We start from the raw sequence: 26,873 nt of genomic DNA, 5'->3' as shown, positions 1-26,873 counted from the left end.
CTTATTCCCAGAACACTTCATTATCTTAGATTAGAAGAACAATACAATCAAGTTGGAAAAGCCAACTGATTACACTACACATTATACGAGGAGAACATGATATGACATTAATTCAAGCTTTATTGATCGCCTTATTTGGGTATTTAGGATCAATTTATGGTACCTTCTTTTTTGGTACTGTAGGAGGGTGGAATATGATTGGACGACCAATTGTAGCAGGAGCTATCATTGGTTTGATATTAGGAGATATAACAAACGGTATTATGATTGGTGCTGCAATTCAAGCACTATATGTAGGATTGGTAACACCAGGTATGTCAGTGCCAGGGGATGTAAACTTTGCATCTTATATAGGGATTCCCCTTGCCATGGTATCTGGAGCTTCAGCAGAATATGCAGTAGCAATTTCAGTACCATTAAGTTTATTAGGAGTAGCAGCTATTTATAGTGTTGCAACTTTCAATGCAGTTTTTGTTCATAGACAAGAGAAACTAATTGCTGAAGGAAACATTATACAAGCAAGAAGAATTCCTATTTATTCAAATATTTCACAATTCATTGTACGTTTTATTCCAATCTTTATCGCATGTTATTTTGGGGCAGATTATGTACCTAAATTAATTGCTTTAATTCCAGAACAATTAGGAACTGTATTCCAAGTATTAGGAGGTATTTTACCAGCTGTAGGATTTGGTTTATTGATTAAATATACATTGAAACAAAACCATGAACTTATTTATGTGTTGGTAGGATTCATCATGATTGCCGTGTTAAAGATGCCAATTGTAGCCGTTACGATTTTGGCAGTGTTTGTGGCATATATGGATTATCAGATTACGGCAAAGAAAGCAGAAAATTAGGAGGTCATTATGGCAAAGTTAAATAAAAAAGATATTCGTAAATGTTATCGAAACTGGATAACATTTGCTCTTGGTTGTCAAAATATGGAACGTATGATGGCACCTGCTTTTGTAAGAATGTTTGGATTGGTAGCAGATAAGCTATATGATAATGAAGAAGAAAAGATTGCATTACTACAAAGACATACACAATTCTTTAATACCGAAGAAGCTATGGGATCAATTATTCCTGGAATTATTTTAGGAATGGAAGAAAAACGTGCTGAAGGAGAAGCAATCCCTGACGATTTAATTCAAAGTACCAAAACAGCACTAATGGGTCCATTTGCAGGGATTGGGGATTCATTGTTTGGTGGTACCTTACGTCCCATCTTATGTTCTATAGCAATGGGATTAGCTGCCGAAGGAAATGTAACAGGACCACTATTTTATTGTTTAGCTTGGTTAGGTGTAATTGTTCCTAGTACATGGTTATTGTTTAGCAGAGGATATAAATTAGGAATGAATGGAACAGATTGGATCTTTGCAGGTGGTAAAAAAGATGCAATCACTAGAGGTGCTAATTTAATTGGGTTAATTGTTGTTGGAGCAATTTCAGCACAATATGTTGTTGCCCAATCAGGATGGTCTTATGTTTCTGGTGATATGGAAATTACTTTCCAAGGAATCTTAGATAGTATTATGCCTTGTTTATTACCATTAGCATTAACGCTATTTGCATGGTATTTATTAGATAAAAAGAATTTAAAAATAGGTAAAGTATTCCTTATTTTTATCGTAATTGCAGTTGTAGCAAGTTTAAGTGAACTATTAGTTCTAGCATAAAAAAGAATATGGAAAACCATATTCTTTTCTTATAAATTGATAAAAATTTGTAAAACCAACAATAATTTTATAAAATATATATACAAGTAGTATATATGAAAAGAGGAAGCATTTTGAAAAAGACAGAAAAGGATATTCCAATCTATAAGAAAATTCAGAACTATATTATGGATTGTATTAGGGATGGAAGATTACAACAAGGAATGGTTATCTCAAGTGAGGATCAGTTTTGTACCCAATTCCAAACGAGTAGAATGACTGTTCGAAAAGCAATTGATGAGTTGGTTACAAATGGTATTTTATTTCGAATTAAAGGAAAAGGAACCTTTGTAAATCGTTCTAATTATGAAAAAACAATGAATATATCTTCAGGTTGGAAAGAAACGATGAAAGCCCAAGGATACACGACGAAAACCAAAGTATTGAATTTTAGCTATGAAGAAGCAAGTGCAAAAGTAGCCGAGAATTTAAAAGTAGCGGTTGGTAGTAAAGTGGTTCTTTTAGAGCGTCTTCGTTATGCAGATGAACATCCGGTTCTAATTGAAAAAGCATATTTAAATGCATCGATATTGGAAGGAATATTGGATTATGAATTTAATGATGAATCACTCTATCGAGTATTTTATGAACAATTTGGAATAGAATTAAATCATGTATACCAAAAAGTATATACACAAGTCATACATGATGATTATGCAGACATTCTTTTCCATAAAAAAGAAGCGACAGCTTTGATTATGGAAAATACATCGTTTGATAAATATACACGTCCCATTGAATTTACAATTTGTTATATCAATGGAGAAAAGTATACCTTGCGGTATTCGGTAAATAAATAAGCTAGTAGGAGCATGTATGCTCCTTTTTTATGTGTTCTATATGAAATGTAATACGTGTTTTTGTATTTCTAAATCGATAAAAAAAGGATAAATATATATTCATCTATATTATTTGGTTATGTTTTGCTATAATGATATATGAAAATGGTGAACATCAGGTTCAAGGGGAAGGATACTTTTTTAAGATATATGAAGGAGGATCTATGGAACTGTATAACGATTTTGCTATTATTGACAAGGTAAGAAGAAATAATGAATATAGTTTTGCAGATGCAAAAAACTATAAACGTATTAGAATATTAGATTATTATGTAAGCTTTTGGGCGGATCAGCTTGAGGATATGAATACTTTCTGGCATCGATTGGATAGTCCAAATACAGCGCTTGCAAGAGCTGGAGTAACAATTATTCCACCACGGTCTTTACCATTGTTTTATGAGGTTGTTGAAGAAGCAGCACAAACAAAGGAAGAGCAAGAATTGCTTGCGTTAATAGAAAAAGCTATTGAAGAAAAGAAATACATCATTCATTTTGGGGTATGATGGATAAATTTTGTAAGTAATTAGAAGCATATGTTCACTGTATTTTGGTGAAAAGATTTTTAAGTATCAAGAAAACTACGAAGGCAAAAAAAAGATATAGAATATACTTGAAGAAATGGTAGAAAAGGATTAAGATATAGAAACACTAGAGATAACTGGATGGTAAAACATGCAGTTATTTTTACACTTAGTAAAAAGAAAGATACCTTTTAAATTGAAGAAACAGGTAGCCTATAGTAAAATGTAGTGAGTAGAAAGAAGGATATAGATGGCTAGCAAAGAAAGAGTAATTATCACTAGTAGATATACTGGAAAACCAGAGAAAGAAGAACTTATTTACGATTTGATTCGTTCCATTCGTTTACGCGAAGGACAGATATCTGTTATCGTACAAAGTGATCTTTCTATTTCTATTGTGGCCAATAAAAATCTTAGCATTGATGAAATCAATGAGATTATCTGTGTCCAATATCGACAGATTCAAGAAGAGATTGCACGTGTTCGAAAGAAACACGTTAAATAGAAGAGGTGTATATGAAATTAATTGTAGGTTTAGGAAACCCAGGAAAGCAATATGAGAAAACTCGTCACAATGCAGGGTTTATGGTGATGGATGAAATTGCTAAATCCTTGGGTGTTGATATTGATCAAAAAAAATTTAAAGGATTGTATGCCCAAACGTTTATCAAAGGGGAAAAAGTAATTTTATTAAAACCACAGACGTATATGAATAACTCTGGTGAAAGTGTACGAGCAGTGGTGGATTATTTTAATATCGATATAGAAGATATCTTAGTTATTTATGATGATTTAGATTTACCAGTTGGAAAGCTACGTTTGCGTGAACAAGGAAGTGCAGGCGGGCAAAAAGGAGTGAAGAGTATCCTTCAGCATTTAGGAACTCAAGAACTTAGACGAATACGTGTAGGAATAGGAAAAGATCCGGTTATTCCAACCGTGGATTATGTACTTGGGAAAGTAAGTAAAGAAGATCTTGGAGTTTTCCAAACAGCAATTGTCGATGCCGCAAAAGCAGCGATTGAAAGTGTAAATGAAGATTTTAATTTAGTGATGGCTAAGTTTAATAAAAAGTGAGGTAATTATGGAACAACTTTTTAAGACATTAGCACACAATGAAGCATTTCAAGCATTTGATAACAAAAGCAATCAATTAGGAAATCTTTCTTTGATTGAAGAGACGATGATGATTGCAAGTGCTTATCAAAAGCGAAAGCGACCGATGCTAATTGTGAAACATAATTTATATACAGCACAAAAGTTATATGAGAGCTTAACCCCCCTCATAAAAGACAAAGTGCTGCTTTTTGGCGTTGAAGAGAGCATGCGTATTGAAGCTTTAGCGGCTTCTGGAGAAGTAACAGCAAATAAGGTAGAAGTATTACATCGCTTGCTTCAAGAAGAGGATATAATCTGTATTACCCACGTGAGTGCCTTTACAAGTTTTCTACCAAATCCTGAAGTATTTAGAAAACATGCAATAGAAGTAACAATTGATAAAGAGATTGAAATAGAGGAATTAAAGCAATTGTTGGTAGAGAGTGGTTATGAGCGAGTTACCTATGTAGATCAACCACTTACCTTTGCTAGCCGAGGAGGAATCATTGATGTGTTTTCAATGAATTATGACCTTCCTTTGCGAATCGAATTCTTTGATAATGTAATCGATAGCATTCGCTTCTTTGATATTGCAACCAAGAAAACAATCAAAACAATGAATGAAGCAACGATTATCTGTGCAAGTGATATCCTGTTTGAACAACATGATATCACGAAGATTGCAGATACACTGCGTTCTAAATTTAAAAATAATGAGCTTGTTGAAGAAGAAATTGAAAACTTAGAAGCACATCAAAAAACACCACATTTCAAAAACTATTATAGTTTGTTAGATCACACCTACAGTATTAAAGATTATTGTAATAGTGATTTTATTGTTTTGAGTAGTTATGAAGAATGTTTGGATTATCATCAAAAAGTTGTTAAAGAAAATATTACATATATACAAGAAATGTCAAACTTACAGGAATTGTTACCAATTTATACAGTTGCTTTTGAGTTTTATGAATTTACTAAAAAGGATATGCATATTCATACCTTTGTAAATATGCGAAAACCAATTGTATCAGGAATCAATGAGTTAGCAATCTTGAACATTAGTTTAGATAAAAAACTAGCGAATATAAAAAACCTACATCAAGGATACAAGATATATCTTAGTGTAAATGATTTAGAGAAAGAGATAATCATGGATACAAAGATGGATATAGAGGCAGAATTTATAAGCTTTCCTCTTGTTGAAGGGTTTATTGCAAATAAAGAGAAAATTGCTGTTTATACGAGTAAAGAGCTCTTTGATGTTGTACATTATAAAGCAAAATATGATAATAAGTTTAAAGGAGCAGAAGTACTAAATCATTATCAAGATTTAGAAAAAGGTGATTACATTGTTCATAAACTATATGGTGTTGGACAATATTTAGGAATCATCAATAAAGAAAAAGATGGTATTCATAAAGATTATTTAAAGGTAGCATACAAAGGAAATGATATCTTATTTATTCCACTTGAACAGTTTCGGTTGGTAAGGAAGTTTGTATCAAAAGAAGGAGCTAGTCCTAAATTAAATCGTTTGGGTACTAAGGATTGGGAGAAGACGAAAGCAAAAGTTAGTGAGAATATCAAAGAGTTAGCAGATCGCTTAGTAAAGCTATATGCTTTACGAGATAAAAAGATAGGGTTTGCTTTTCGTAAGGATGATGAAATGCAACGAGCATTTGAAGCAGATTTTGATTATGAATTAACCAAAGATCAAGCAACCGCGATTAAAGAGATTAAAGCGGATATGGAATCAGAAGCTCCAATGGATCGTTTGCTTTGTGGAGATGTTGGTTTTGGGAAAACCGAAGTTGCTTTACGTGGAGCGTTTAAGGCAGTCATGGATAATAAACAGGTAGCGTTCTTATGTCCCACCACGATTCTTAGTTTGCAACATTTAAATACGGTAGTAAGAAGATTTCGAAACTTTCCGGTTACGATTAAAGTTGTAAATCGTTTTGTTTCTCAAAAAGAAACAACCCAGATAAAAAAAGATTTAAAAGAAGGTAAGATTGATATTTTGATAGGTACACATCGTTTGTTATCCAAAGATATTGTCTTTAAAGATCTTGGTCTTTTGATTATTGATGAAGAACAACGTTTTGGTGTAGAGCATAAAGAAAAAATCAAAGAATTAAAAAATACCATTGATGTTTTATCTTTAAGTGCCACACCAATTCCAAGGACATTACAGATGTCGTTGGTGGGTATTCGCTCGCTCTCACAACTAACAACACCACCGATGAATCGGGTGAGTGTTCAAACATATGTTGTAGAGAAAGATGTATCGTTAATCAAAGAGATTATAGAACGTGAATTATCAAGAAATGGGCAAGTGTTCTATCTGTTTAATAAAGTAAAAGAAATATACAATGTTGCCAATAAGCTACTCAATGAAATTAAAGGAATTCGTGTAGCTGTAGCCCATGGGCAGATGAGTAAAGAAGACATTGAAGATGTAATGTATAAGTTTACGAACAAAGAATATGATGTTTTAGTTTGTACAACAATCATTGAAACAGGGATAGATATTCCTAATGCGAACACCATCTTGGTAGAGGATGCAGATCGCTTTGGATTAAGTCAGTTGTATCAAATTAAAGGACGGGTAGGAAGAAGTGATCGCTTGGCATATGCATATTTGATGTATGCACCACATAAGCAATTAAGTGAAATTGCTACCAAACGATTAAAATCAATGAAAGAGTTTGCTGCACTTGGATCAGGATATCAAATTGCTTTACGTGATTTAACCATTCGTGGAGCAGGAGAAATGTTAGGTCCTAGACAAGCAGGATTCATTGATACAGTTGGGATTGACATGTATATGGAAATGCTAAATGAAGCTATTTCTGAAAGCAAGGGAATCCCAGTAAAGAAAGAAGTTGAAATTGCTCGTACCAATGTGAAAGTAGATGCTTACATTCCTCATAAATTTGAAGAAGAAGATTTTGAAAAGATTACGTTATACCAACAAATCGATGGTGTAAAAAATAATCAAGAATTAAAAACATTGAAACAGGAAACGGAAGATTTATATGGAAAACTTCCCAAAGCTGTAGCGTTATTATTTGATAAAAAACGTTTAGATTTATTAGTGAATGAAGAATATGTAGAAAGTTTTAAAGAAAATGAAAAAGATGTTCGCGTTATTTTTACGAAAGCTTGGAGTGATGAAATCGATGGAGTGAAGTTATTTGAAATGGCGACAACGATTTCCAAAGATTTAAAGATTAAATACACGAATCAAAAGATTAGTGTTAGTTTAAAGAAAATAAAAGATTATTTAGATATTATCATTGAGTTTATTGCCCAATGTAAGAAACTATAAGGAGAAGATATGCGCTTAGATAAATATTTAAAGGTTGCAAGAATTTTAAAAAGAAGAAGTGTATCCAAGGAATTAGCCGATCAAGATCGGGTAATCGTCAATGGTAGAAAAGCAAAACCTAGTACAGATGTAAAGTATGGAGATATAATCACGATTTTTTTTGGTAACCGTGAGTTGACCGTGAAGGTTTTGGATACCCCAAAACAAGTATCGAAAAATGATGCTACATTGATGTTTGAAGTGGTGGATGAAAAATTCATTGAAAAGAAAACAGAATAACGATATTGTAGAGATAAGAAGTAGAAATTACTTGTATAAAGTAATGGGAGGATATGATGGAAACAGAAACAATAGATTTAGAAGTATTGGTAAATGAAATCTTAAATATGCCTAATAATTCTTATACGAAAGAAGAATTAAAAACAATGACATATCTAGAATTGTTAGATGTTCGTGATGAATTATATGGTTTATAAAACCTTGAGTTTTTTTAAATAATGCATTAGTATAAAAGGTAGATGGTGGTTATATGAAAGAAAAGAAGAAAAATCCTTCAAGGTATATCATTATGTTGATAATGATAGTAGTTTCTGGATATTGTATTATGGAAGTTGTGAAAGAGATAAACACGACTTTCACTTTAAGAGCGGATATTTCAGAAGCGAAGAAAGAGAAAGCTGAATTAAGTAAGCAAAAAGAGAAATTACAAAAAGAGAAATCAAATTTAAATAATAAAGAGTATATTATTCACTATGCTAGAGGAAAATATATGCTTACAAAAGAAGATGGTGAACAGGTTTTTAAATTACCAACGGAAGAGAAGTAAAAGGGAAGTTAAAAAACTTCTTTTTTATTATGAAACTTTTTCTTTCATTCATTCGTATGAATTACGAAGGGATACAAAGAGCCACATATAAATAATAGATAACAAGTTGAGGGAAAAGGAATGAGAAAAGAGATGGACTGTGACAAAATTTTAGAGCTGCATGCGAATACCGTGTATAAAGTTGCAATGTCACAAGTAAAAAATCCCGATGATGCAAAGGATATTTTTCAAGAAGTATTCTTACGCTTAGTAAAATATCAGAAGGATTTTGAAAGTGATGAGCATCTGAAAGCCTGGTTAATCAGAGTAACGATTAATTGTTGTAAAGACTTTTTTAAAAATCGTTACAATGCGAATAAGCAGGAATTGGTGGTTGAGATTCCCTTTGAGGATCCAACACATCATGAAGTATTCTATTATGTACAAGAGCTGGATGAGAAGTACAAAGTTGTAATACATTTATTTTATTATGAACAGTACTCCATTGCGGATATTGCAAAGCTGTTGGACACTAATGAATCTACAATAAAGACAAGGTTATCGCGAGCACGAGAAAATCTGAAAAAAAGAATGGAGCGTGATTTAGATGCTTGATAAGTACAAAGAAGCATATGATGAAATCGAAGTTCCCAAAGAGCTGATTACAGAAACGTCGCTCTTGATGAAAGAGGAACAAGAAAAACAAGCAGAAAAGAAAAAAGTTGGATTTTTCAGACGCCCAGTTATTTTTTCATTACTTGGAGGAATGGCGGCAGTGATTTTAGCCATTGGAATCTTAAGCCAAGGTGGATCATCGGGTGAATTGATTAAAACCGAATTACAGGCAGGAAAAATGGTAGATAAGGTCAAACTTGAAAATGGAGAATTGAACTTTGCAACGCATTCAATTAGTGATAACGATTTATCTAGTGATTTAAAAAGCTATATAACAAAAGCTGGTAGTGATGCGGATGTGAAAGAATTTTATGGGGAAATCATTACGATTGAGGTACCAAAAGGTTTTACAAATTCTCAAACCAAAATTGAATGTTTATATGATGGTGAGCAACTTACAAATGTGAAAGTAGTGAATGAATACACGAAAGGCGATGAACGTATTTATGTAACCTATGAAAAGGAAGATGAGGGTACATTAAATACAAACTCTACAATCGATAAGCAAGAATTAGCACTTCGTTATAATAAAGTAAATGAAGAGTTTGTTGCCAAATATATTGATGAAGGTAAATTGTATTCGATTAAGACAGAGAATATGACACAAGAGGATTTCATTACATTTTTAGTGAAATTTGTGAAATAAGGGAACGTTTTAAAGAGAACTAGTGTCAAAATAAAAGAGGGCATACGGAGGAGAAAATGAAAAGAGAAATAAAGAAATTGAGTAAACGAGTAGTAACAGGATTATTTGCAATTGTGATTTTAATCAGTGGTTGTGGTGGTGAAGGTGAAAAAGAGAAGCAAACTTCAAATAAAGATGTCACAGCGGATATCAAAGCAAAATATGCACAAGAAGAAAAGTATGATTATACAGATCCAATGTATGATTTAGAAAGAGACCATGCTTTTAAGTATAAAATTGATAATCAAAAATTTGCAGACATGGGAGTAAAAAAATGGACTGAATTAGTAGAAGTATATTCAGATTCAGATCTTACAAAAGAAGTAGGAGCACAGTGGATACTTGATAAGAGTGAAAAAGAAGGGGAATTATCAACGTTAAGTGTAACACCAGCAAGAGAAGCGAAGTATGCGATTCCTGATAAAGAATTTGGTGGAAAATTAAATGATCAAGGAGAATATGCGGATTGGGGAAATGCTCAACAATATTATTTAGTTCAACATTATGATTTAGAGACTGGTGAAAAATTTGAGAAACCTCAAGTAACGGTTTTTAGTATTAAAACCGAAATTAATGGCGCACCAAATGTACAATTCTATATTTCAGAAGATGGTTTTGCAACCCTTGAGTGGGATAAAGTAAAAGGTGCTGAAGAATACATTATTTTCTCTTTTGATGAAAATATTGAAAATCCAGAATCAAGACCATATATTTCTATTATCGATACAACAACAGAAACAGTATGGAAAGATGTAAATGAAAAAGATCCATCGAAAAATAATCGTAACTTTAGAATTTCATTCGGTGGTGGTGAAGATGAATATTATAATGAACTAAAGAAGAAACTAAAAGATGGTGAGATAGATAAAGAACAATTCGTGAAAGAATCTACTTATGATCCAGAAAGTGACTATGATAAAGAGAAGAATAAATACATTGGGGTTATTGCAGTAAGTAAAAAAGGGACTTCAAAAGTAAGTAACTTTATTGATAAAAAGGTAGCTGCTAAACAAACACCAGTGGATGCTGCGACTTACATGAACGAAGGTGGCATTAGACCTAGTTATAATGACAAGGCAAAAACAACTGTAGATAAAGAAATTAACCTATTATCATCACACGTATGGGTGAGAATGGGAGATGGAAAAGTTACACAAAAATTGGTAACTTATGATATCAAGAATGTGAAAGAAACACGTACAACAGTTCATTACTATAAAGCAGATGATGATGGGAAAGCTGTTTTGGATGAAAATGGAAAAATGATTTTGGAAGAAGTAAAAACAGTTCCAGTATTATCTATTCAATTCAATGTTGAGGGTACACCAATTAAGGGGTATGCAGAAGTTCAAAACTATGATAAAGATAGTTACAAGAAAGAATTGAAAGAATTAAAGAAACGTCAAGATGGATTAAGAGATAAGACAGGTACGGTAAACAAGGATTCAAATCTGGATGGTAAAACAGAAGAGAGTGAAGAAGTTGCAGAAGAAGTACGTGATGAAAAATATGATGTATTTGCTTCCAATGCATTATCAGAGTATTTGGCAATTCAAATGTTGAATGGAAATACAACTGTGAATTTAGATGAATTCAAAGAAGCATCAGATAAGGAATATCTATTGGATGCTTGGTATGAAGCATTGTATCAAAATCCACTTGTATTAGGTGTCAAAGGAATTCGTTATGATGCGAAAAATAACAATGTAACAATTATCTATGATGATGATGCAAGCACACAACGTTCAAAACAAAAAGAAGTTCAAGAAAAAGTAAAAGAAGTTGTGAAAGAAATCATCAAAGATGATATGACTGATTTGGAAAAAGAAGAAGCGATTAATAAATATCTTTGTTCAACAGCAGAGTATGATACAGATGCACTTAAGAGTGCAGAGAAGAATAACTTTAAGAAGGTAGATGAAAAATACAATGATTCATTTACTGCATATGGAATTCTTATCAACAACAAAGGGGTATGTGCTAGTTATGCAGCAGCTTTCAAGTTATTAGCAGATGAAGCAGGATTGGAAAGTATCGTTGTTACAGGAAACTTAGATGGTACACTTCCTCATGCATGGAATAGAGTGAAGATTGATGATGAATGGTTATCATTAGATGTAACAAACAATGATAATGAATTTATTGTAAATGCATTATTTAATATCCCAGATTCTTTAGCAAACAAAGTATTGGTAGAAGATGATTTATATATTATGAATTCAGAATTATCAAAATATGTTGCTACAAGTGAAGATAAAGAATACTATCATTACAATGATAAATTTTATAGCACGGATGAAATCGTGGATCAATTAGTTAAAGAATACAATGAAAAAGGATCAACGATGCTTCGTACAAACTATAATATTAGTGATGATGAGTTCTATGCTATCGCTAAGAAAGTAATTGAGAAAACAGGAAATGAAGATTTGAAAGGAACATATTACTTAGGTGTAATATACCTTACAAAATAATGAATATAAAAGTAGCAAGTATAATTGGTGGTGCATTGGGATTAACACTTGGAATTGTGATTGTGAAGAAGGTTAGGAAGAAGGGAAAATAAGATACAGGCAATATTTTCTTAAATATTGCCTGTTTTTGGTGTGCTAGGCATGGCATATATCTAGTGGTGAAAGTCCACTGTGGGGGGTGTAGTCGCTAACCCGTAGCCGAAGACAAGGGTGTCCATCGCGAGGTGGAATCTGAAGGAAGTTGGAGTGCAAACTACCGACCCGAGGAATACGAATCACATAAGGCGAGTCAAGAATGGATAAGGGTGCCAAACGATCCGAAGTTCCAATAGGCTAAAGAGTGCTTGAAATGTAAATGTGGCGGGTACATGGTAAGAAAGATATATGACCTTACCCTAGGAGGTCTCACTAGCGATAGAAATATCGTAGTAACAACGAATAGTGAGAAGTCAGCAAGCGTCGTAGTAGTTAAGAAGTTGCGGTAATGCGCAATGAGCAAAGTGGTACTATGTCAAGAAAGTGGACAACTTAAACGTAGACACTTTCTAATTTAACTTTGGGAGTGTAAAATTAACCGTGTAAGTTGAGAGCGTACGGTGGTGTGAGAGGTCGGTAACTGAATTAATCAGTTACCTCCTACTCGATTAGGCATTATTTATAAAAAACTTGATTAATTAAAATTATTAAAAAAATAAAACTTGTTGAAACTTTTTGTAATTGAATCGTGTGTTATTGGTGAAAGACGTAAAAAAAGAAAGATGTCTTGAAAGAAAAGGTATAAAAACCAATAGGAGGAGATTATGAAAAAGAGAATAATGAGTTTGGCATTAGCAGTTATTTGCTTAGTTGGAATGGTAGGGTGTTCTGGTTCTTCAGGAGATGGAGAAAAAGTAAGCAAAAAAGACATGATTAAAGAATTAGAGACAGCAATGAAGAAAACAAATGAAGCAGATTCAAATGCTGGAACAATGGAACTTGAAATGAAAGCTGAAGTTGATGATGAGAGTGAAGAGATTACAATGAATTATGATTTTATCTTTAATAATTTAGGTGATATGGATAAATTAGAAGGTATGATGGAATTGGACATGACAATGTCAAAGACAAATCAAAAGGCAACCGTTTATATTAAAGATGGAAATGTATATATGGAAATGTCAGGATATAAAGTGAAGATGGATGATTCAGAATTTACAGAATTAGATTCATTGCAAGAGCAAACAAATCTTGCACTATTAGTGGAAGAACAAATTGATAGTATTAAAATGAAAAAAGATGGTGATGATAAAATTGTTACAATTGAATTAAAAGATGATGAAATTAAAGAATTGGTAATGGAACAAATGGAAGATACGATGGGAAGTAGTTCATTTGATGAAGAGAATATGGATATCAAAAATTATAAAATTAAGTATGTAATCAATAAAGATGGTTATATTAAAGAACAAGATATTACATTTAAAGTAACAATGGAATATCTTGGAGAAAAGGGAGAAGTATCAATGGCAGCTAACATTAAGTATGATAGCTTTAAGAATAAAGATATTGATTTCCCAGACTTTAAAGATTTCAAAGATATGAATAATTAATATTGAAGTAAAGAAACCTCATAAGGAAAAAATTAAACTTATGAGGTTTTTAATATGTTTATTCATAGCAATTCTTTCTATTATATAAAATGGTATGATACAATTTAGAAAAATACCAAGGAAGGAGAACTTATGAAAAAGCTAATAATAGGATTATTGTTTATTGGTTTAGTTGGATGTGGTTCTAGTAGTGTGAATGTGGATGATATTGAAGGTATGGCAATTAATCGAGCCGTAGATGATAGTGGATCGATGGAATCGATTCCAGTAGATGAAAATGATTATGAAAAGTTTGTTGAAGATTTGGATGGCTTAGAGTTTAAAGATGACTTTGAAGAAACAACTACGGATTTTGTTGCTATTTATATTCAAAGAGATGGAGAAATGGATACGTACTTTATTTATCAAGATGGAACGATTGGTTATGAGAGTTCAAAAAATGATGATGATATGAAAAGTACAGTAGATGAAAAAGCGGCTGAAAAGCTTTGGGATTTAATTAATAATTATCAAGGAAAAGAGTAATACTCTTTTTCTTTTTGTGCCAGAGGGATAGCAATATTTATGGTATAATATGATAGTTATAGAAGAAGGAGAAGTTATGTCAGAAAAGAAATATACACCGATGATGCAGCAATATTTAGAGGTGAAGAAAAACTTACAGGATTGTATTGTTTTTTATCGCTTAGGGGATTTTTATGAGATGTTTTTTGATGATGCAAAGACGGCGTCAAATGAATTGGATTTGGTTCTTACTGGTAGGAATGCTGGGGTGGAAGAGCGGATTCCGATGTGTGGAATTCCATACCATGCTGCAACAGGTTATATTCAAAGACTGACACAAAAAGGGTATAAGGTTGCGATTGTTGAACAGATGGAAGATGCTAGTGCTGGAAAGATAGTAAAGCGTGATGTGGTGAAGATCGTAACGCCTGGAACAATCATGGAAGAAGCCAATGATGCAATGGATAATGCGTATATTGCATCGGTTTATGATTTTAAGTATGGGTTTGCTGTTACCTTTTGTGAAATGACTTGTGGTGAGGTGAGTGCTAAAACGATTGATCGTAGCTTGCAATCCCTCCAAAAAACATTGTTATCGATGAATGTACGTGAAGTGGTAGTACAGGAATTTTTTGATAAGAAGGCAATCAAGATGATTGAAAATTTGGGTGCGATTACAATATCAAATGAAAATAATATTGTATTGAAGAAAGAATATTTTGATTTAATTGAAGGTATTGATGATGAGCATATAAAAACAGGATTTGCTATTTTAAGTAATTATTTAGATAATACACAAAAACGTCATATGTCGCATCTAGGAAGGGTAGAACTTATTCAAGATGAATTGTTCTTACAGATGGATTACTCTACAAAATTAAATTTAGAATTGATTCAACCCGTAAGAACGAATTCAAAGTCTCAAACGTTGTGGAGTTTTATGGATCATACGAAAACAAGTATGGGAAGTAGAACGTTAAAGAAATGGATAACGTATCCATTAATTAATGAAGCTAAGATTAATCAACGATTGGATGCAATTGAATTTTTAAACTTTAACTTTTTATTGAAAGATGAGTTAAAAGAATGTTTAACAAACATTTATGATATGGAACGCTTAAGTGCTAAAATAGCTTATGGAAATGCAAATCCTAGAGATATTTTAAGGCTTATTTCTACTCTGCGTTATGCACCGATGGTCATGGATATTTTTAAAGACTGTGGAGCATATAAAGAGTTTGCAACTGTGGATGTATGTCATGATTTGTTTGAAAAGTTAGATGGAATTCTTGTGGAAGAACCACCTGTAAATGTTAAAGATGGTGGAGTTTTTGTTGATGGATATCATAAAGAATTGGATGAATATCGAACAATTAAGAATTCTGGGAAAAAGTTTATTTTAGATCTTGAAGCAAAAGAGCGAGAACGTACAGGTGTAACATCTTTGAAGATAGGATATAATCGAATCTTTGGATATTATATTGAAGTACGTAGTGGAAATTTAAATAAGATTAAAGATGAATTTGGATATGAGCGAAAGCAAACGTTGGCGAATGCAGAGCGTTTTATTACGGCTGAGTTAAAAGAAAAAGAAGATATGATTTTACACTCTGAGGAAAAGGCAGTTCGTTTAGAGAATGAATTATATCAGCAATTATTAGAAATGATTCGTATCTACTTACCTAAATTGCATGAGTTAGCAAAGGCTATTTCTTGCATTGATGCGTTGTATGCAATGAGTGTTGTAGCAAGTGAAAATGGTTATATACGTCCTGTCTTTACCAAAGCACATGAGGTGAAACTAGTGGAAAATCGTCATCCTATCTTAGATAAGACAATGAAAGAAAAAAGGTATGTAGCGAATGATTTAGAAATGCGAGAAGAAGATCAAATCATGATTATTACAGGACCGAATATGGGTGGTAAATCGACATATATGCGACAGGTAGCATTGACCGTCATCATGGCACAAATTGGATGTTTTGTTCCTGCTCAGACATGTGAGTTACCAATTTTCGATAAAATCTTCACAAGAATTGGAGCTAGTGATGATATTATGAGTGGTCATTCAACCTTTATGGTGGAAATGATGGAAGCAAATTATGCATTACAGAACGCTACGGATAATTCCTTAATTTTATTTGATGAGATTGGTCGAGGAACATCAACATATGATGGAATGTCATTGGCATATGCAATGTTGGAATATATCCATGAACATACCAAAGCAAAGACGTTGTTTTCTACACATTATCATGAGTTAACAGCATTGGAAGATAAATATAGCGGAATTAAGAATTTAACAGTAGATGTTGAAGAAGTAGATGATGAAGTCATCTTCCTTTATAAGATTAAAGAAGGAAGAGCTGATAAATCTTATGGAGTGAATGTTGCCCGTTTAGCAAAACTACCTTCAGCAGTATTGGATAGAGCACAGCAAATTCTTGCGAATGTGCAAAAAGAAGAAGTTGATTTACATGTGGAGATGCGTGAGAATATTCAAAAAGAAGATACGCATGCGAAAGCAATTGTAAATTTATTAGATCAAGCTAATGTTGATCAAATGACGCCTTTAGAGGCATTGAATTTTTTAAATGAATTGAAGAAACAATAAGAAATGAGGTGTTATTATGAGTAAAATTCAGCGCTTAGATCCCCATTTAACCAATATGATTGCGGCTGGTGAAGTAGTTGAAAGACCCGTTGGTGTTATCAAAGAGCTTGTGGAAAATGCAATCGATGCGAACGCAACAGTGATTGAGATTCAAACAAAGCAAGGTGGTATTGAGCAGATGATGGTTATTGACAATGGTGATGGGATGAGTGCTGCTGATGCAACGCTTGCTTTTGAACGTCATGCAACAAGTAAGATTAAAGATGTTCAAGATCTTTGGAAGATTTCAACAATGGGATTTCGTGGTGAAGCACTACCTTCTATTGCATCAGTTGCTCATGTAGAGTTGAAGACAAACAATGGTGAGGAAGCGACACTTGTGGAAATTGATTATGGAAAGCTAGTGAAAGCAGGACCAATAGGTACTCCTAAAGGAACTCAAATCATTGTGAAAAATTTATTTCAAAGAACACCAGCACGGTTTAAGCATTTAAAAACAGCACAATATGAATATTCATTAATCAGTGATGTTGTGCAAAAATTTGCATTGGCATATCCAAATATTTCTTTTACTTTAATGAATGATGAAAAAAGATCGTTTATGAGTAGTGGAAATGGAAATACGCAAGAAGTGATAATGAATATTTATGGACGTGATATTGCCAAAGCTGCCATTGAAGTAAATGCTGATGATCAAGATTATAAGTTACATGGGTATATTGTACAACCTTCACATACAAGGGCGACAAAGTACTATATGTTGTTGTTTGTGAACAATCGAATGATTCGCTCTTATCGCTTACAAAAAGCGATTACAGATGCATATGCGCCATATATTCCAAATGATCGTTATCCTATCGCCGTTTTAAATATTCAAATGGATCCTCAATTGGTTGATGTAAATGTACATCCAAGTAAATGGGAGATTCGTTTATCAAAAGAAAAACAGTTGGAATATTTAATTAAAGAATCGTTAGGTGAAGCATTGCGTGAAAAACTTGAAGTAAATAAAGTAGTTCGTCAAGAACGTTTTGAAAAGGTAGATACACCAAGCTTTGATTTTCAATACCAACAAAGTGATACGATTACTCCACAAAAACTTCATAAGGAAGTAAATGAAAGCTTTCGACCATATGTTAAAACGGATGTAGATCCGGTTGAAGAAGTAAGTAATGAAGTAATTGAAACAATAAAAGAAGAAGTGAAACCAGCAGAAGTGGAAGTAGAAGAAGTGCTAGAAACAGTAGAAGAGATTGTAGAAGAAGCAATCAATCCTTCTTTTCCAAATATGTTTGTTCTTGCACAATTACATAAGTGTTATATTCTAGCCCAAGGTGATGAAGGTCTATATATCATTGATCAACATGCTGCTCAAGAACGTTATCATTATGAACAAATTCAAAAAGCTTTATTACGAGGTGTAAAAGATAAACAAGATTTATTAGTTCCTTTAACAATTGAATCAACTATGCAAGCGGTTCAACAAGTAGATGATATGAATGCTTTATTGAATCAAATTGGTATTCATCTAGAAGTATTTGGTGACAATGCGTTTGTAGTTCGCTCATTGCCGATTTGGGTAAGTGATGTAGAAGAAGAAAAGTTTATTCAAGATATGATTGATTTATATTTAAAAAATGAAGAGATTAATATTGAACAACTTCGTAAACATGCACTTGCTTCTATGGCATGTCATTCTTCTATTCGTTTTAATCGCACATTAAATATGGAAGAGATGAAACAAGTTCTTGAAGATTTAAGGAAATGTGAACAACCATTCCACTGTCCTCATGGACGACCTACATTGATTGAATTGACACTAAAAGAATTAGAAAAGGATTTTTTAAGAGTTAAGTAATGAAAAAAGTACTTGTTATAGTAGGTCCAACTGGAGTTGGAAAAACGGGATTAAGCATTGATTTGGCAAAGCGGTATAATGGTGAAATTATCAGTGGAGATGCATATCAATGTTATAAAGAACTTACCATTGGTAGTGCTAAGATACTACCTGAAGAAATGCAGGGGATTAAACATTATTTAGTTGATATGATTTCATATAAAGAAGAGTATAATGTGAAGATATTTCAAGAAAAGGCAAGAGTTTGTATCGATGAAATATTGGCAAAAGGAAAGCTACCAATCATTTGTGGTGGAACAGGATTGTACATTAAATCCTTATTATATGATTATATATTTCATGATGAAGAAATCGATGAAGATTATGATAAAGCGTTAGAGCAATTAAGCAATGATACCTTATATGAGAAGTTATGTGAGGTTGATGAAGATGCTGCTAAGGATTTACATCCAAATAATCGTAAGCGAGTAAAACGAGCTTTAATGATGAATCATCTAGGGCATAAGAAAAGTGATGTAATTGCAAAGCAAGAACACACTTTACTCTATGACGCTTGGATTGTTGGTCTAACAATGGATCGACCACTCCTCTATGAGCGAATCAATGAGCGAGTGTTAAAGATGATGGATCAAGGATTAGAGCAAGAAGTTATGAATCTCATTACTTCAGAAGCAGATTTCAATTTACAAAGTATGCAGGGAATCGGTTATAAAGAATGGTTAGGGTATTATAAAAAGGAAGTTTCTTTTGAAGATACCGTAGCACTGATTCAAAAGCATACTCGTAATTTTGCGAAACGACAATATACATGGTTTCATAATCAACTGCCAGTTCACTGGTATGATATTACAAGTGACTTTAAAAAGAAGTTGGAAAATGATATTGAAACATGGTTAAACTAAAGAGCGTATGCTCTTTTTTCTTGATGAAATAATAGATAAAATGTTCGACATTGTCGAACTTAAAAAATAAATGAACGAATTGCCAAAAATTTCTGTCTAAACGTTGAGGAGCGTTGAATATGAAAAAGAATAAAAAAAGAATTTATGTATTTCTTGCAAGTTTGTTTATCGTGATTGCACAGATGGTCACACCAGCTTTCTCGCAAGAAGGTCAAACAAGAACGGAAAAGATTGCAAATGTTGATACACAAGTAAAATTTGATAAAACGATTGTACAACCTGGAGAGACATTTGTTTTACAATTACAGATTAATAGTGTAGCTATTAGTGAAGAGTTAGAAAATCAAAATGGAATTCAAAATTTGAATCTATCATTTGATATTCCAGAGAGTGTAGAAATTAAAAAAATGCCAACCAGTAGTGCGTTTACGATTACCCAAACAGGGCAAACAATAACGATTAGTGGGAATGCAGATATTCGGGTAGCGAAGCTATTTTTAATGGATTTTGAAATGGCGTATAAAGCAGGTAAATATCCAACGGATGTTGCATTACGTACGTTTACACCTGTATTAAAAGTAAGTGCAAATAATGCGAATGTAAATCAGCCACTTAGTTCTAGTGTAACGTTGGAAGTAAAAGAACAACAAACACCAATTTTATCGCTTAGAAAAGAAGATAAATGGGCACATGTTGTACATACTGCAACGATTGATTTAACACCAGAATTACGAGTTGGAGGATTGGATCATGTAAATGCAAGTGTGCGAATAGATTTACCTGAGGATATTATTTTATACAGTGCAATGTATAATGGGACAAATTATCCAATTCAAAATGATAGTAATGGAAAATATATTGAAGTACCAATTGGTGTACTTCAAACCATTGGAACAGTACAGACAATCGTATTGAATTATAAATATGATTTTGTAGAAGCAGAAGATGAAAGAATTATTAAAGTTACGTATACAGGAGTAAGAGATGGTGTAGGAACACCAGTAGTGGAAAAGGGAGAAGTAAAAGATATTGTATATCCATTAGGGTCTGGAACGGCTTCTGATGGAACTGTATTCTTTAGAAAAGAAGGATCTTCAACGGTTATTCGTGAATCAGGACAAAAAGTGATTTATGAGTTAGAATTACGTCCAGAAGCTGATCTGAAAGATGTTTATTTAGTAGATGATCCATTAGCAAATGAAAGTGAATATTTTGATGCTTTAAGATTCGCTAAAATAAGTTGGAACGCTAAAACAAGTGTAAATCCTTCTTTAAAAGAAGTTGTGAAAACCAAAGTATCTTACCAAACCAATAAACACACAAGTTGGAAAGCCGTAAGTTCACAATATACAGCAAGTGGTCAAATAAATATCAGTGATTTAAATTTAGAAGCAGATGAATATGTAACCAAAGTAAAATATGATTTTAATTATAATGGTTCAAGTGAGATTCCTATTGAAGCAGGAAAAGTAGTAATTACAATGGAAGCTGATACATTATTAGGAATTCAAAATAAAACCGAAGGGTTAAATGATGGTCTTACCAACACATTGCGTATTTATGGAAAACAAAAGGATGTTGGGGCTACAAGTTTTACAGATATAAAAGAAGAAGATGATAAAAATGTTCGTACATTTACGACAACTTATATTGAACGTGGAGCAGGGTTGGGATTATCGAATCCACTACTATCAAATGATTGGGATTCTATGTATAGTCCAAGAAATCCAGCAATCGGCGATACATTCACATATACAATCAATATGAATAATGTAGATGGAAGTGGAGATTTACTTTCAGGAGCTGGATATTTCATCTTACCATCTAATGTTGATTTTAAAAAAGTAGAATTGGTAAATCCAAACAATGCACCAGATGCAACGTTTGAAACGAGATCGATTTCGGGTGGAAGAACACTTGTTATTGTGCATTATAATCGCGATATTCCTAGAAGTTACTACAACAATCAATATGCGGTACGTATTACAGCAGTAGCAAAAAGTGGAACTAGTGCAACTTATTATGCATATTTTGCTTCTGAAAATGAAAATCAAAAATATGTACATACAACATATCCAACTAATATAGAAACAGTAGGGACAGTGCCTGTTGATTCTCATGGTAGTAGATATCAAACAGTAAACTTCTTACAGCATGTAGATCTTGAAGTGAGTAAAGAAGCATCGTTAAATGGTGTTGACTACGCAAATAATATTAATCTAACAGAAGCAGATTGGAATAGTCTTACAAACCAAGAAGTATATTATAAAATTAGTGTTAAGAATAATAGTAGTTCAAAATTTGCCCAATTAAGAATCATTGATATGTTACCAGAATTATCAGATTCTTTAGTTGTAACAGATACACCAAAGAATTCTACTCTAGTACCTGAATTTTTATCACTCTCTTATACTACAAGTAGTGGAGCCAGTGTTGAATATGCATTTAGTGAAGATGCTGTATATGATAAAAATGCAGATGATCTAACTGATTTTACAACCGATTATAATACATGGGTAAACTTTAATGGTAGTGCTAATGATGCTAGTTATCGTGATGCTAATGCTTTGCGTATAGATATTAAAAACTTAGATCAAAGTGAATCTATTGAATTTATCGTGAAAATGAAAATGCCAAAACCAACGAATAAAGTAAAAGTGGCATGGAATAGTGTTGCATATGGTGGAAAGTTAGATACAGGAACGTATATTATTCCTGGAGAACCATATAAGTCAGGAATTTATTCATCGACATATGAAGCAAATGCACAAATATCAGGAGTAGCTTGGGAAGATACAAATGGAAATGACATGAAAGATGTAGATGAACCATTGTTTAAGAATGTACCAGTAAAACTACTTGATGCGAAAGGTGATATTGTCGCTGAAACGATAACTGGTATGGATGGGCATTATGAATTTACAGGTTTATTCCCTGGAAAATATACAGTGGAATTAGAATTTATGGGTCCTCAATATTATTTGTCTAAACCAAATGTTGGTAGTGATGATGTAAACAATGATTTTGTTGATTGGGATGATACAAAAGAAAAAGCAGCAGCAGATGTTGTAATTGCTGAAGGTGAAAAACGTATCAATGTTGATGCTGGATTCTACCGTATATTGAATATTGGAGATCTTGTATGGAATGATGAAAATGCCAATGGTCAATACGATGCGAATGAAAAAGGCATTAGTAATTATGAAATGACACTTATTCGTCTTGATAATGATGAAAAAGAAACGACTGAGAAATATACAGCGTCAACAAATACAAGTGGAAGATATGCAATGTATCAAATAAAACCTGGAAAATATAAGATGGTTGCAACACCAAAGACAGGATATTTTGTGTCACCAAAAGGGACTTCACCAGATGGTAACATATTCACCCTCAATGAAGATGAAGGTGTATGGGAAAGTGGTGTGTTGGAATTTAAAAGTGGTGTAAACGATATGAATAATGATCTTGGTATGTATCAATCAAACCAAACAATTTCAGGTTCTATCTTCTATGATTTAGATTATGATAGTGTATACAATGCTAATGCAGGTGATCAAGTATTCAGTGATAATGTAGATGATAATGATATTCAAATCTTAAAAGTAGAATTATTGGATAATACACATACAGTTATTGATGAAGCTGATATTGAAAGTGATGGAGGATTTATCTTTACAGAGGTTGATCCTGGTGAATACTATGTTCAAATAAGCATCAATGAAGAATATGAAGAATATTTAAAATGTGCGCCTAAGTTTGTTTCAACAACACGAGGTATTGCTAATAATGATGTATCCATCTTCCATGAAGATACGATATTAAGTGATAAGATTTCAATTGCAGCGAATGTAAGTGTATCTGATCAAAATCTAGGGTTACAACCTTATTATGATTTAACAATTATCAAAGAAGATGAGAAAGATAATAAACGCTTGCAAGGGGCAGAGTTTATGCTTTCAAAAAATGGTACTGCTGTTGGGGATAATCAAGTGAGTGATGAAGATGGAGAAATCACGTATGAAAAAATCAAAGCTGGTGATTATGAACTTAAAGAAGTAAAAGCACCAAAAGATTATAAGAAAAGTGATAAGACATATGAACTATCAATCAAAGATATTAAAACATTTAAGTTGAGTTATACAGTAACAAACGATAAGCTTGTGAAAAATGATGTAAATAAAAAACCAGATAAAGCAGGTAGTATGATTTCAAATATTGCCAATAGTATTGCTACAGGGGATTATACAAATTATATGCTTTGGGTAGGATTGGTTGTTGGCTCATTAGGGTTTCTTGTTTATAAGCGGAAACCATTGGACAAAAAATAAAAAAGGTGTATACTAAATAACAGGGAATGAAATCTCCCTAGATATTTATCTAAACCGCGAAAGCTGATGATTTCTATACTTTTTAGTGTAGGACATTAGCTTTTTTTATTGGAGGTACAATATGTTTATAAGTTTCGCATGGATATTTTTATTTGGTATGTTATTAAGTTCTATTTTTCAAAAATTAAAACTACCAGGACTAGTTGGAATGATGATCGCAGGAGTTATATTAGGTCCCTATGTTTTAGATATCATCGATGGACAGGTTTTAAAGATTTCAGATGAATTACGTCAGTTTGCCTTGGTTGTGATTTTAACGAGAGCAGGATTATCATTAGATATCAAGGAATTAAAAAAAGTTGGAAGACCAGCGCTTTTGATGTGTTTTGTTCCTGCTTGTTTTGAAATCTTAGGAGTTATCATCATTGGTCCAACCTTGTTGGGACTTAGTATTTTAGAATCGGCAGTGCTAGGTGCAGTATTGGCAGCTGTTTCACCTGCTGTTATTGTGCCACGGATGTTGAAGCTTATGAAAGAAGGATATGGGGTAAAACAAGGTATTCCTCAGATGATTATGGCTGGAGCATCGGTGGATGATGTATTTGTAATTGTAATGTTTACGGCATTCACATCTTTGTTGAAGAGTGGTAGTATGGATGTTTTGGATTTTGTAAGAGTACCAATTTCTATTGTTGTTGGGATCATCACTGGATTAATAGTTGGATATCTTTTGGTGAAGTTATGTAAATGTTTCCATCTTCGTGATTCATGGAAAGTACTTATAATGCTTAGTATTTCCTTTATTTTGTTGGAAGTACAAGAAGTAATTCAAATGTATGTTCCAATGTCTTCGTTATTAGCAATTATGGCGATGGGATTGGCAATGCATCAGTATTATCCATCATTAGCAAACCGTTTAGAAGTACGTTATAGCCGTCTTTGGAGTGGTGCAGAAATATTGCTTTTTGTTTTGGTAGGAACGAAGATTGATATTTCTTATCTTGAAATTATTGGGTTTGCAGTTATTCTTGTTTTAGCCTTTGGCTTGATGTTTAGAATGGTTGGCGTAATGCTTTGTCTTGTGAAAACACCATTAAAGAAAAATGAGCGCTTGTTTACCATGATTGCCTATGCACCAAAAGCAACAGTCCAAGCAGCGATTGGTGCTTTGCCCCTTAGTATGGGATTGGCTTGTGGTGAAGTTGTCTTAGCAGTATCGATACTCTCGATTCTATTAACAGCTCCGATTGGAGCGTTTCTCATTGATCGCACCTATAAAACGTTATTGATTAAATAGATAAATGAAAAAAGGGTTTACATCACAGTGGTGTTTGGTATAATAACGTAGTTTAATAGGGGGAATATATGCAAGAAAATAAAATGGGTACGATGCCAATTAACCGTTTATTAATTACTATGTCATTACCAATGATGGTCTCGATGTTGATTCAGGCACTTTACAATATTGTGGATAGTGCGTTTGTGGCACAGATTAGTGAAGATGCATTAACAGCGGTGTCTTTGGCATATCCAATTCAAAATTTGATGATTGCCATCGCTACTGGTACAGGGGTTGGAATCAATGCTTTACTATCTAGGTATCTAGGGAGAAAGTCATTTGATAAAGCGAATCGTGTAGCTAGTAGTGGGGTTCTTATTATGTTTATCAGTTCCTTGTTGTTTTTAGTTTTTGGATTGCTTGGTAGTGAATACTATTTTTCTATTCAAAATACAAGTAGCGAAATAGCCAAATTAGGAACAAAGTATTTACAAATATGTACGATTTTTGGTTTTGGGATCTTTTTAGAAATTGCCTTTGAAAGATTATTGCAGGCAACGGGAAGAACACTGTATACAATGTGTACACAAGGCTTAGGTGCTATTATTAATATTATTCTAGATCCATTGTTTATCTTTGGTTATGGATTTATTCCAGCTATGGGAATTGAAGGAGCAGCGATTGCGACAATCACAGGACAGATTATTGCTGCTATTCTAGCATTGTTTTTTAATTTGAAGTTTAATCATGATGTAGATTTTAATTTAAGAAAGTATAAACCTGATTTACATATAATTCGTAAAATTTATGGGATTGGTTTTCCATCGATTATCATGGTTTCAATTGGATCCATTATGTCCTTTGGTATGAATCAGATCTTGATGTCTTTTACCAAAAGTGCAGCTGCTTTTTTTGGTGGTGTTTATATTAAGTTACAAGGGTTTATCTTTATGCCTATCTTTGGCTTGAATAATGGAATTATCCCTATTGTTTCATATAACTATGGAGCTAGAAATCAACAACGCATTACCCAGACAATTCGGTTGGGTTGTATCTATGCAGTTGTTATTATGAGTTTGGGAGTATTGTTATTTCAATTGTTCCCAGATGTATTACTAGGCTTTTTCTCACCATCAAAAGAGATGCTTAAAATTGGTGTAATTGGGCTTAGAATCATTAGTGTTCATTTTGTTCTTGCGGCTGTGAGTATTGTCTTATCTACAACCTTTCAAGCTTTGGGACATGGAATGTTGAGTTTATTTAGTTCAGTAATACGACAACTTGTCGTATTATTACCAGCTGCATATTTACTTGCACAAACCCAAAATGTGCATATGGTGTGGTTCGCTTTTCCGATTGCGGAAGTGGTATCTTTAGGCTTGTGTATTTATTTATTTTATAAAATATATCATAGTGAAATAGCTATTTTGGAAACCGAAAAGTAAAATCTTTGATTTTACTTTTTTTGGTGTGCTAGGCATGGCATATATCTAGTGGTGAAAGTCCACTGTGGGGGGTGTAGTCGCTAACCCGTAGCCGAAGACAAGGGTGTCCATCGCGAGGTGGAATCTGAAGGAAGTTGGAGTGCAAACTACCGACCCGAGGAATACGAATCACATAAGGCGAGTCAAGAATGGATAAGGG

At 33.1% G+C, this 26,873-nt stretch carries 21 protein-coding genes and 1 riboswitch; all 21 genes read left to right on the top strand.

Annotated features, from left to right (window positions below; all coding sequences use genetic code 11):
- The first annotated feature begins 101 nt into the window (after window positions 1-101).
- The 21 genes from M2475_RS08260 to M2475_RS08160 all read left to right on the top strand — a co-directional run bounded on the left by M2475_RS08260 (window position 102) and on the right by M2475_RS08160 (window position 26,674).
- Window positions 102-860, top strand: a complete 759-nt coding sequence (locus M2475_RS08260) for a PTS sugar transporter subunit IIC (RefSeq protein ID WP_277490787.1) — start codon at window positions 102-104, stop codon at window positions 858-860.
- A gap of 9 nt (window positions 861-869) precedes the next feature.
- Window positions 870-1,685: a PTS system mannose/fructose/sorbose family transporter subunit IID gene (locus M2475_RS08255; protein WP_277490785.1), complete on the top strand. Its 816-nt coding sequence runs from the start codon at window positions 870-872 to the stop codon at window positions 1,683-1,685.
- Window positions 1,686-1,798: 113 nt separating this feature from the next.
- On the top strand, window positions 1,799-2,524 hold the full coding sequence (locus M2475_RS08250) for a GntR family transcriptional regulator (RefSeq protein WP_277490783.1): 726 nt from the start codon (window positions 1,799-1,801) through the stop codon (window positions 2,522-2,524).
- 203 nt (window positions 2,525-2,727) lie between these two features.
- Window positions 2,728-3,066 (top strand): hypothetical protein, encoded by a 339-nt coding sequence (locus M2475_RS08245; RefSeq protein WP_277490782.1) that lies wholly within the window; start codon window positions 2,728-2,730, stop codon window positions 3,064-3,066.
- 268 nt (window positions 3,067-3,334) lie between these two features.
- Window positions 3,335-3,589 (top strand): hypothetical protein, encoded by a 255-nt coding sequence (locus M2475_RS08240; RefSeq protein ID WP_277490780.1) that lies wholly within the window; start codon window positions 3,335-3,337, stop codon window positions 3,587-3,589.
- Between the two features lie 11 nt (window positions 3,590-3,600).
- Entirely contained in the window at window positions 3,601-4,161 is a 561-nt protein-coding gene (pth, locus tag M2475_RS08235; RefSeq protein ID WP_277490778.1) for an aminoacyl-tRNA hydrolase, read from the top strand.
- Between the two features lie 7 nt (window positions 4,162-4,168).
- Window positions 4,169-7,513 (top strand): transcription-repair coupling factor, encoded by a 3,345-nt coding sequence (gene mfd / locus M2475_RS08230; RefSeq protein WP_277490776.1) that lies wholly within the window; start codon window positions 4,169-4,171, stop codon window positions 7,511-7,513.
- Window positions 7,514-7,522: 9 nt separating this feature from the next.
- Window positions 7,523-7,792 carry an RNA-binding S4 domain-containing protein gene (locus M2475_RS08225; RefSeq protein WP_277490774.1) on the top strand — a complete coding sequence of 90 codons (270 nt, stop codon included), beginning with the start codon at window positions 7,523-7,525 and terminating at the stop codon, window positions 7,790-7,792.
- A gap of 56 nt (window positions 7,793-7,848) precedes the next feature.
- A complete protein-coding gene (locus tag M2475_RS08220) occupies window positions 7,849-7,989 on the top strand; it encodes a hypothetical protein (RefSeq protein WP_277490773.1) in 141 nt (46 codons plus the stop codon).
- Window positions 7,990-8,042: 53 nt separating this feature from the next.
- Window positions 8,043-8,339 carry a septum formation initiator family protein gene (locus M2475_RS08215; protein WP_277490771.1) on the top strand — a complete coding sequence of 99 codons (297 nt, stop codon included), beginning with the start codon at window positions 8,043-8,045 and terminating at the stop codon, window positions 8,337-8,339.
- A gap of 120 nt (window positions 8,340-8,459) precedes the next feature.
- The gene (locus M2475_RS08210) at window positions 8,460-8,933 is read left to right on the top strand and encodes a sigma-70 family RNA polymerase sigma factor (protein WP_277490769.1); all 474 of its coding nucleotides are present in this window, start codon (window positions 8,460-8,462) and stop codon (window positions 8,931-8,933) included.
- Entirely contained in the window at window positions 8,926-9,639 is a 714-nt protein-coding gene (locus M2475_RS08205; RefSeq protein WP_277490767.1) for a hypothetical protein, read from the top strand. Before M2475_RS08210 ends, M2475_RS08205 begins: the two co-directional genes overlap by 8 nt.
- Window positions 9,640-9,695: 56 nt before the next feature.
- Window positions 9,696-12,152: a transglutaminase domain-containing protein gene (locus M2475_RS08200; protein ID WP_277490765.1), complete on the top strand. Its 2,457-nt coding sequence runs from the start codon at window positions 9,696-9,698 to the stop codon at window positions 12,150-12,152.
- Between the two features lie 800 nt (window positions 12,153-12,952).
- Window positions 12,953-13,741: a DUF6612 family protein gene (locus tag M2475_RS08195; protein WP_277490763.1), complete on the top strand. Its 789-nt coding sequence runs from the start codon at window positions 12,953-12,955 to the stop codon at window positions 13,739-13,741.
- A 132-nt stretch (window positions 13,742-13,873) separates the two neighbouring features.
- Window positions 13,874-14,266 (top strand): hypothetical protein, encoded by a 393-nt coding sequence (locus M2475_RS08190; protein ID WP_277490762.1) that lies wholly within the window; start codon window positions 13,874-13,876, stop codon window positions 14,264-14,266.
- A 76-nt stretch (window positions 14,267-14,342) separates the two neighbouring features.
- A complete protein-coding gene (gene mutS, locus M2475_RS08185; RefSeq protein WP_277490758.1) occupies window positions 14,343-16,859 on the top strand; it encodes a DNA mismatch repair protein MutS in 2,517 nt (838 codons plus the stop codon).
- A gap of 16 nt (window positions 16,860-16,875) precedes the next feature.
- The gene (gene mutL, locus M2475_RS08180; RefSeq protein ID WP_277490756.1) at window positions 16,876-18,717 is read left to right on the top strand and encodes a DNA mismatch repair endonuclease MutL; all 1,842 of its coding nucleotides are present in this window, start codon (window positions 16,876-16,878) and stop codon (window positions 18,715-18,717) included.
- Window positions 18,717-19,619: a tRNA (adenosine(37)-N6)-dimethylallyltransferase MiaA gene (gene miaA, locus M2475_RS08175; protein ID WP_277490755.1), complete on the top strand. Its 903-nt coding sequence runs from the start codon at window positions 18,717-18,719 to the stop codon at window positions 19,617-19,619. The genes mutL and miaA overlap by 1 nt, the downstream gene beginning before the upstream one ends.
- A gap of 119 nt (window positions 19,620-19,738) precedes the next feature.
- Complete coding sequence (locus tag M2475_RS08170) at window positions 19,739-23,950, top strand: SdrD B-like domain-containing protein (RefSeq protein ID WP_277490754.1); 4,212 nt, start codon at window positions 19,739-19,741, stop codon at window positions 23,948-23,950.
- A gap of 13 nt (window positions 23,951-23,963) precedes the next feature.
- Window positions 23,964-24,033: riboswitch (Fluoride riboswitch) on the top strand.
- A 38-nt stretch (window positions 24,034-24,071) separates the two neighbouring features.
- On the top strand, window positions 24,072-25,247 hold the full coding sequence (locus tag M2475_RS08165; RefSeq protein WP_277490753.1) for a cation:proton antiporter: 1,176 nt from the start codon (window positions 24,072-24,074) through the stop codon (window positions 25,245-25,247).
- Window positions 25,248-25,315: 68 nt separating this feature from the next.
- Window positions 25,316-26,674: an MATE family efflux transporter gene (locus tag M2475_RS08160; protein ID WP_277490752.1), complete on the top strand. Its 1,359-nt coding sequence runs from the start codon at window positions 25,316-25,318 to the stop codon at window positions 26,672-26,674.
- Window positions 26,675-26,873: the final 199 nt, after the last annotated feature.

The organism is Breznakia sp. PF5-3, from assembly GCF_029504745.1.
GTDB lineage: Bacteria > Bacillota_I > Bacilli_A > Erysipelotrichales > Erysipelotrichaceae > Breznakia.
Note: the sequence above shows the minus strand (reverse complement) of the source record. Positions and strands in the feature narration are given on the sequence as shown.

Excerpts from the sequence above, each read along its gene's own strand:
- M2475_RS08260 (WP_277490787.1), top strand. The coding sequence starts at position 102 with ATGACATTAATTCAAGCTTTATTGATCGCCTTATTTGGGTATTTAGGA.
- M2475_RS08255 (WP_277490785.1), top strand. The coding sequence starts at position 870 with ATGGCAAAGTTAAATAAAAAAGATATTCGTAAATGTTATCGAAACTGG.
- M2475_RS08245 (WP_277490782.1), top strand. The coding sequence starts at position 2,728 with ATGGAACTGTATAACGATTTTGCTATTATTGACAAGGTAAGAAGAAAT.
- M2475_RS08240 (WP_277490780.1), top strand. The coding sequence starts at position 3,335 with ATGGCTAGCAAAGAAAGAGTAATTATCACTAGTAGATATACTGGAAAA.
- pth (WP_277490778.1), top strand. The coding sequence starts at position 3,601 with ATGAAATTAATTGTAGGTTTAGGAAACCCAGGAAAGCAATATGAGAAA.
- mfd (WP_277490776.1), top strand. The coding sequence starts at position 4,169 with ATGGAACAACTTTTTAAGACATTAGCACACAATGAAGCATTTCAAGCA.
- M2475_RS08225 (WP_277490774.1), top strand. The coding sequence starts at position 7,523 with ATGCGCTTAGATAAATATTTAAAGGTTGCAAGAATTTTAAAAAGAAGA.
- M2475_RS08220 (WP_277490773.1), top strand. The coding sequence starts at position 7,849 with ATGGAAACAGAAACAATAGATTTAGAAGTATTGGTAAATGAAATCTTA.
- M2475_RS08215 (WP_277490771.1), top strand. The coding sequence starts at position 8,043 with ATGAAAGAAAAGAAGAAAAATCCTTCAAGGTATATCATTATGTTGATA.
- M2475_RS08210 (WP_277490769.1), top strand. The coding sequence starts at position 8,460 with ATGAGAAAAGAGATGGACTGTGACAAAATTTTAGAGCTGCATGCGAAT.
- M2475_RS08205 (WP_277490767.1), top strand. The coding sequence starts at position 8,926 with ATGCTTGATAAGTACAAAGAAGCATATGATGAAATCGAAGTTCCCAAA.
- M2475_RS08200 (WP_277490765.1), top strand. The coding sequence starts at position 9,696 with ATGAAAAGAGAAATAAAGAAATTGAGTAAACGAGTAGTAACAGGATTA.
- M2475_RS08195 (WP_277490763.1), top strand. The coding sequence starts at position 12,953 with ATGAAAAAGAGAATAATGAGTTTGGCATTAGCAGTTATTTGCTTAGTT.
- M2475_RS08190 (WP_277490762.1), top strand. The coding sequence starts at position 13,874 with ATGAAAAAGCTAATAATAGGATTATTGTTTATTGGTTTAGTTGGATGT.
- mutS (WP_277490758.1), top strand. The coding sequence starts at position 14,343 with ATGTCAGAAAAGAAATATACACCGATGATGCAGCAATATTTAGAGGTG.
- mutL (WP_277490756.1), top strand. The coding sequence starts at position 16,876 with ATGAGTAAAATTCAGCGCTTAGATCCCCATTTAACCAATATGATTGCG.
- miaA (WP_277490755.1), top strand. The coding sequence starts at position 18,717 with ATGAAAAAAGTACTTGTTATAGTAGGTCCAACTGGAGTTGGAAAAACG.
- M2475_RS08170 (WP_277490754.1), top strand. The coding sequence starts at position 19,739 with ATGAAAAAGAATAAAAAAAGAATTTATGTATTTCTTGCAAGTTTGTTT.
- M2475_RS08165 (WP_277490753.1), top strand. The coding sequence starts at position 24,072 with ATGTTTATAAGTTTCGCATGGATATTTTTATTTGGTATGTTATTAAGT.
- M2475_RS08160 (WP_277490752.1), top strand. The coding sequence starts at position 25,316 with ATGCAAGAAAATAAAATGGGTACGATGCCAATTAACCGTTTATTAATT.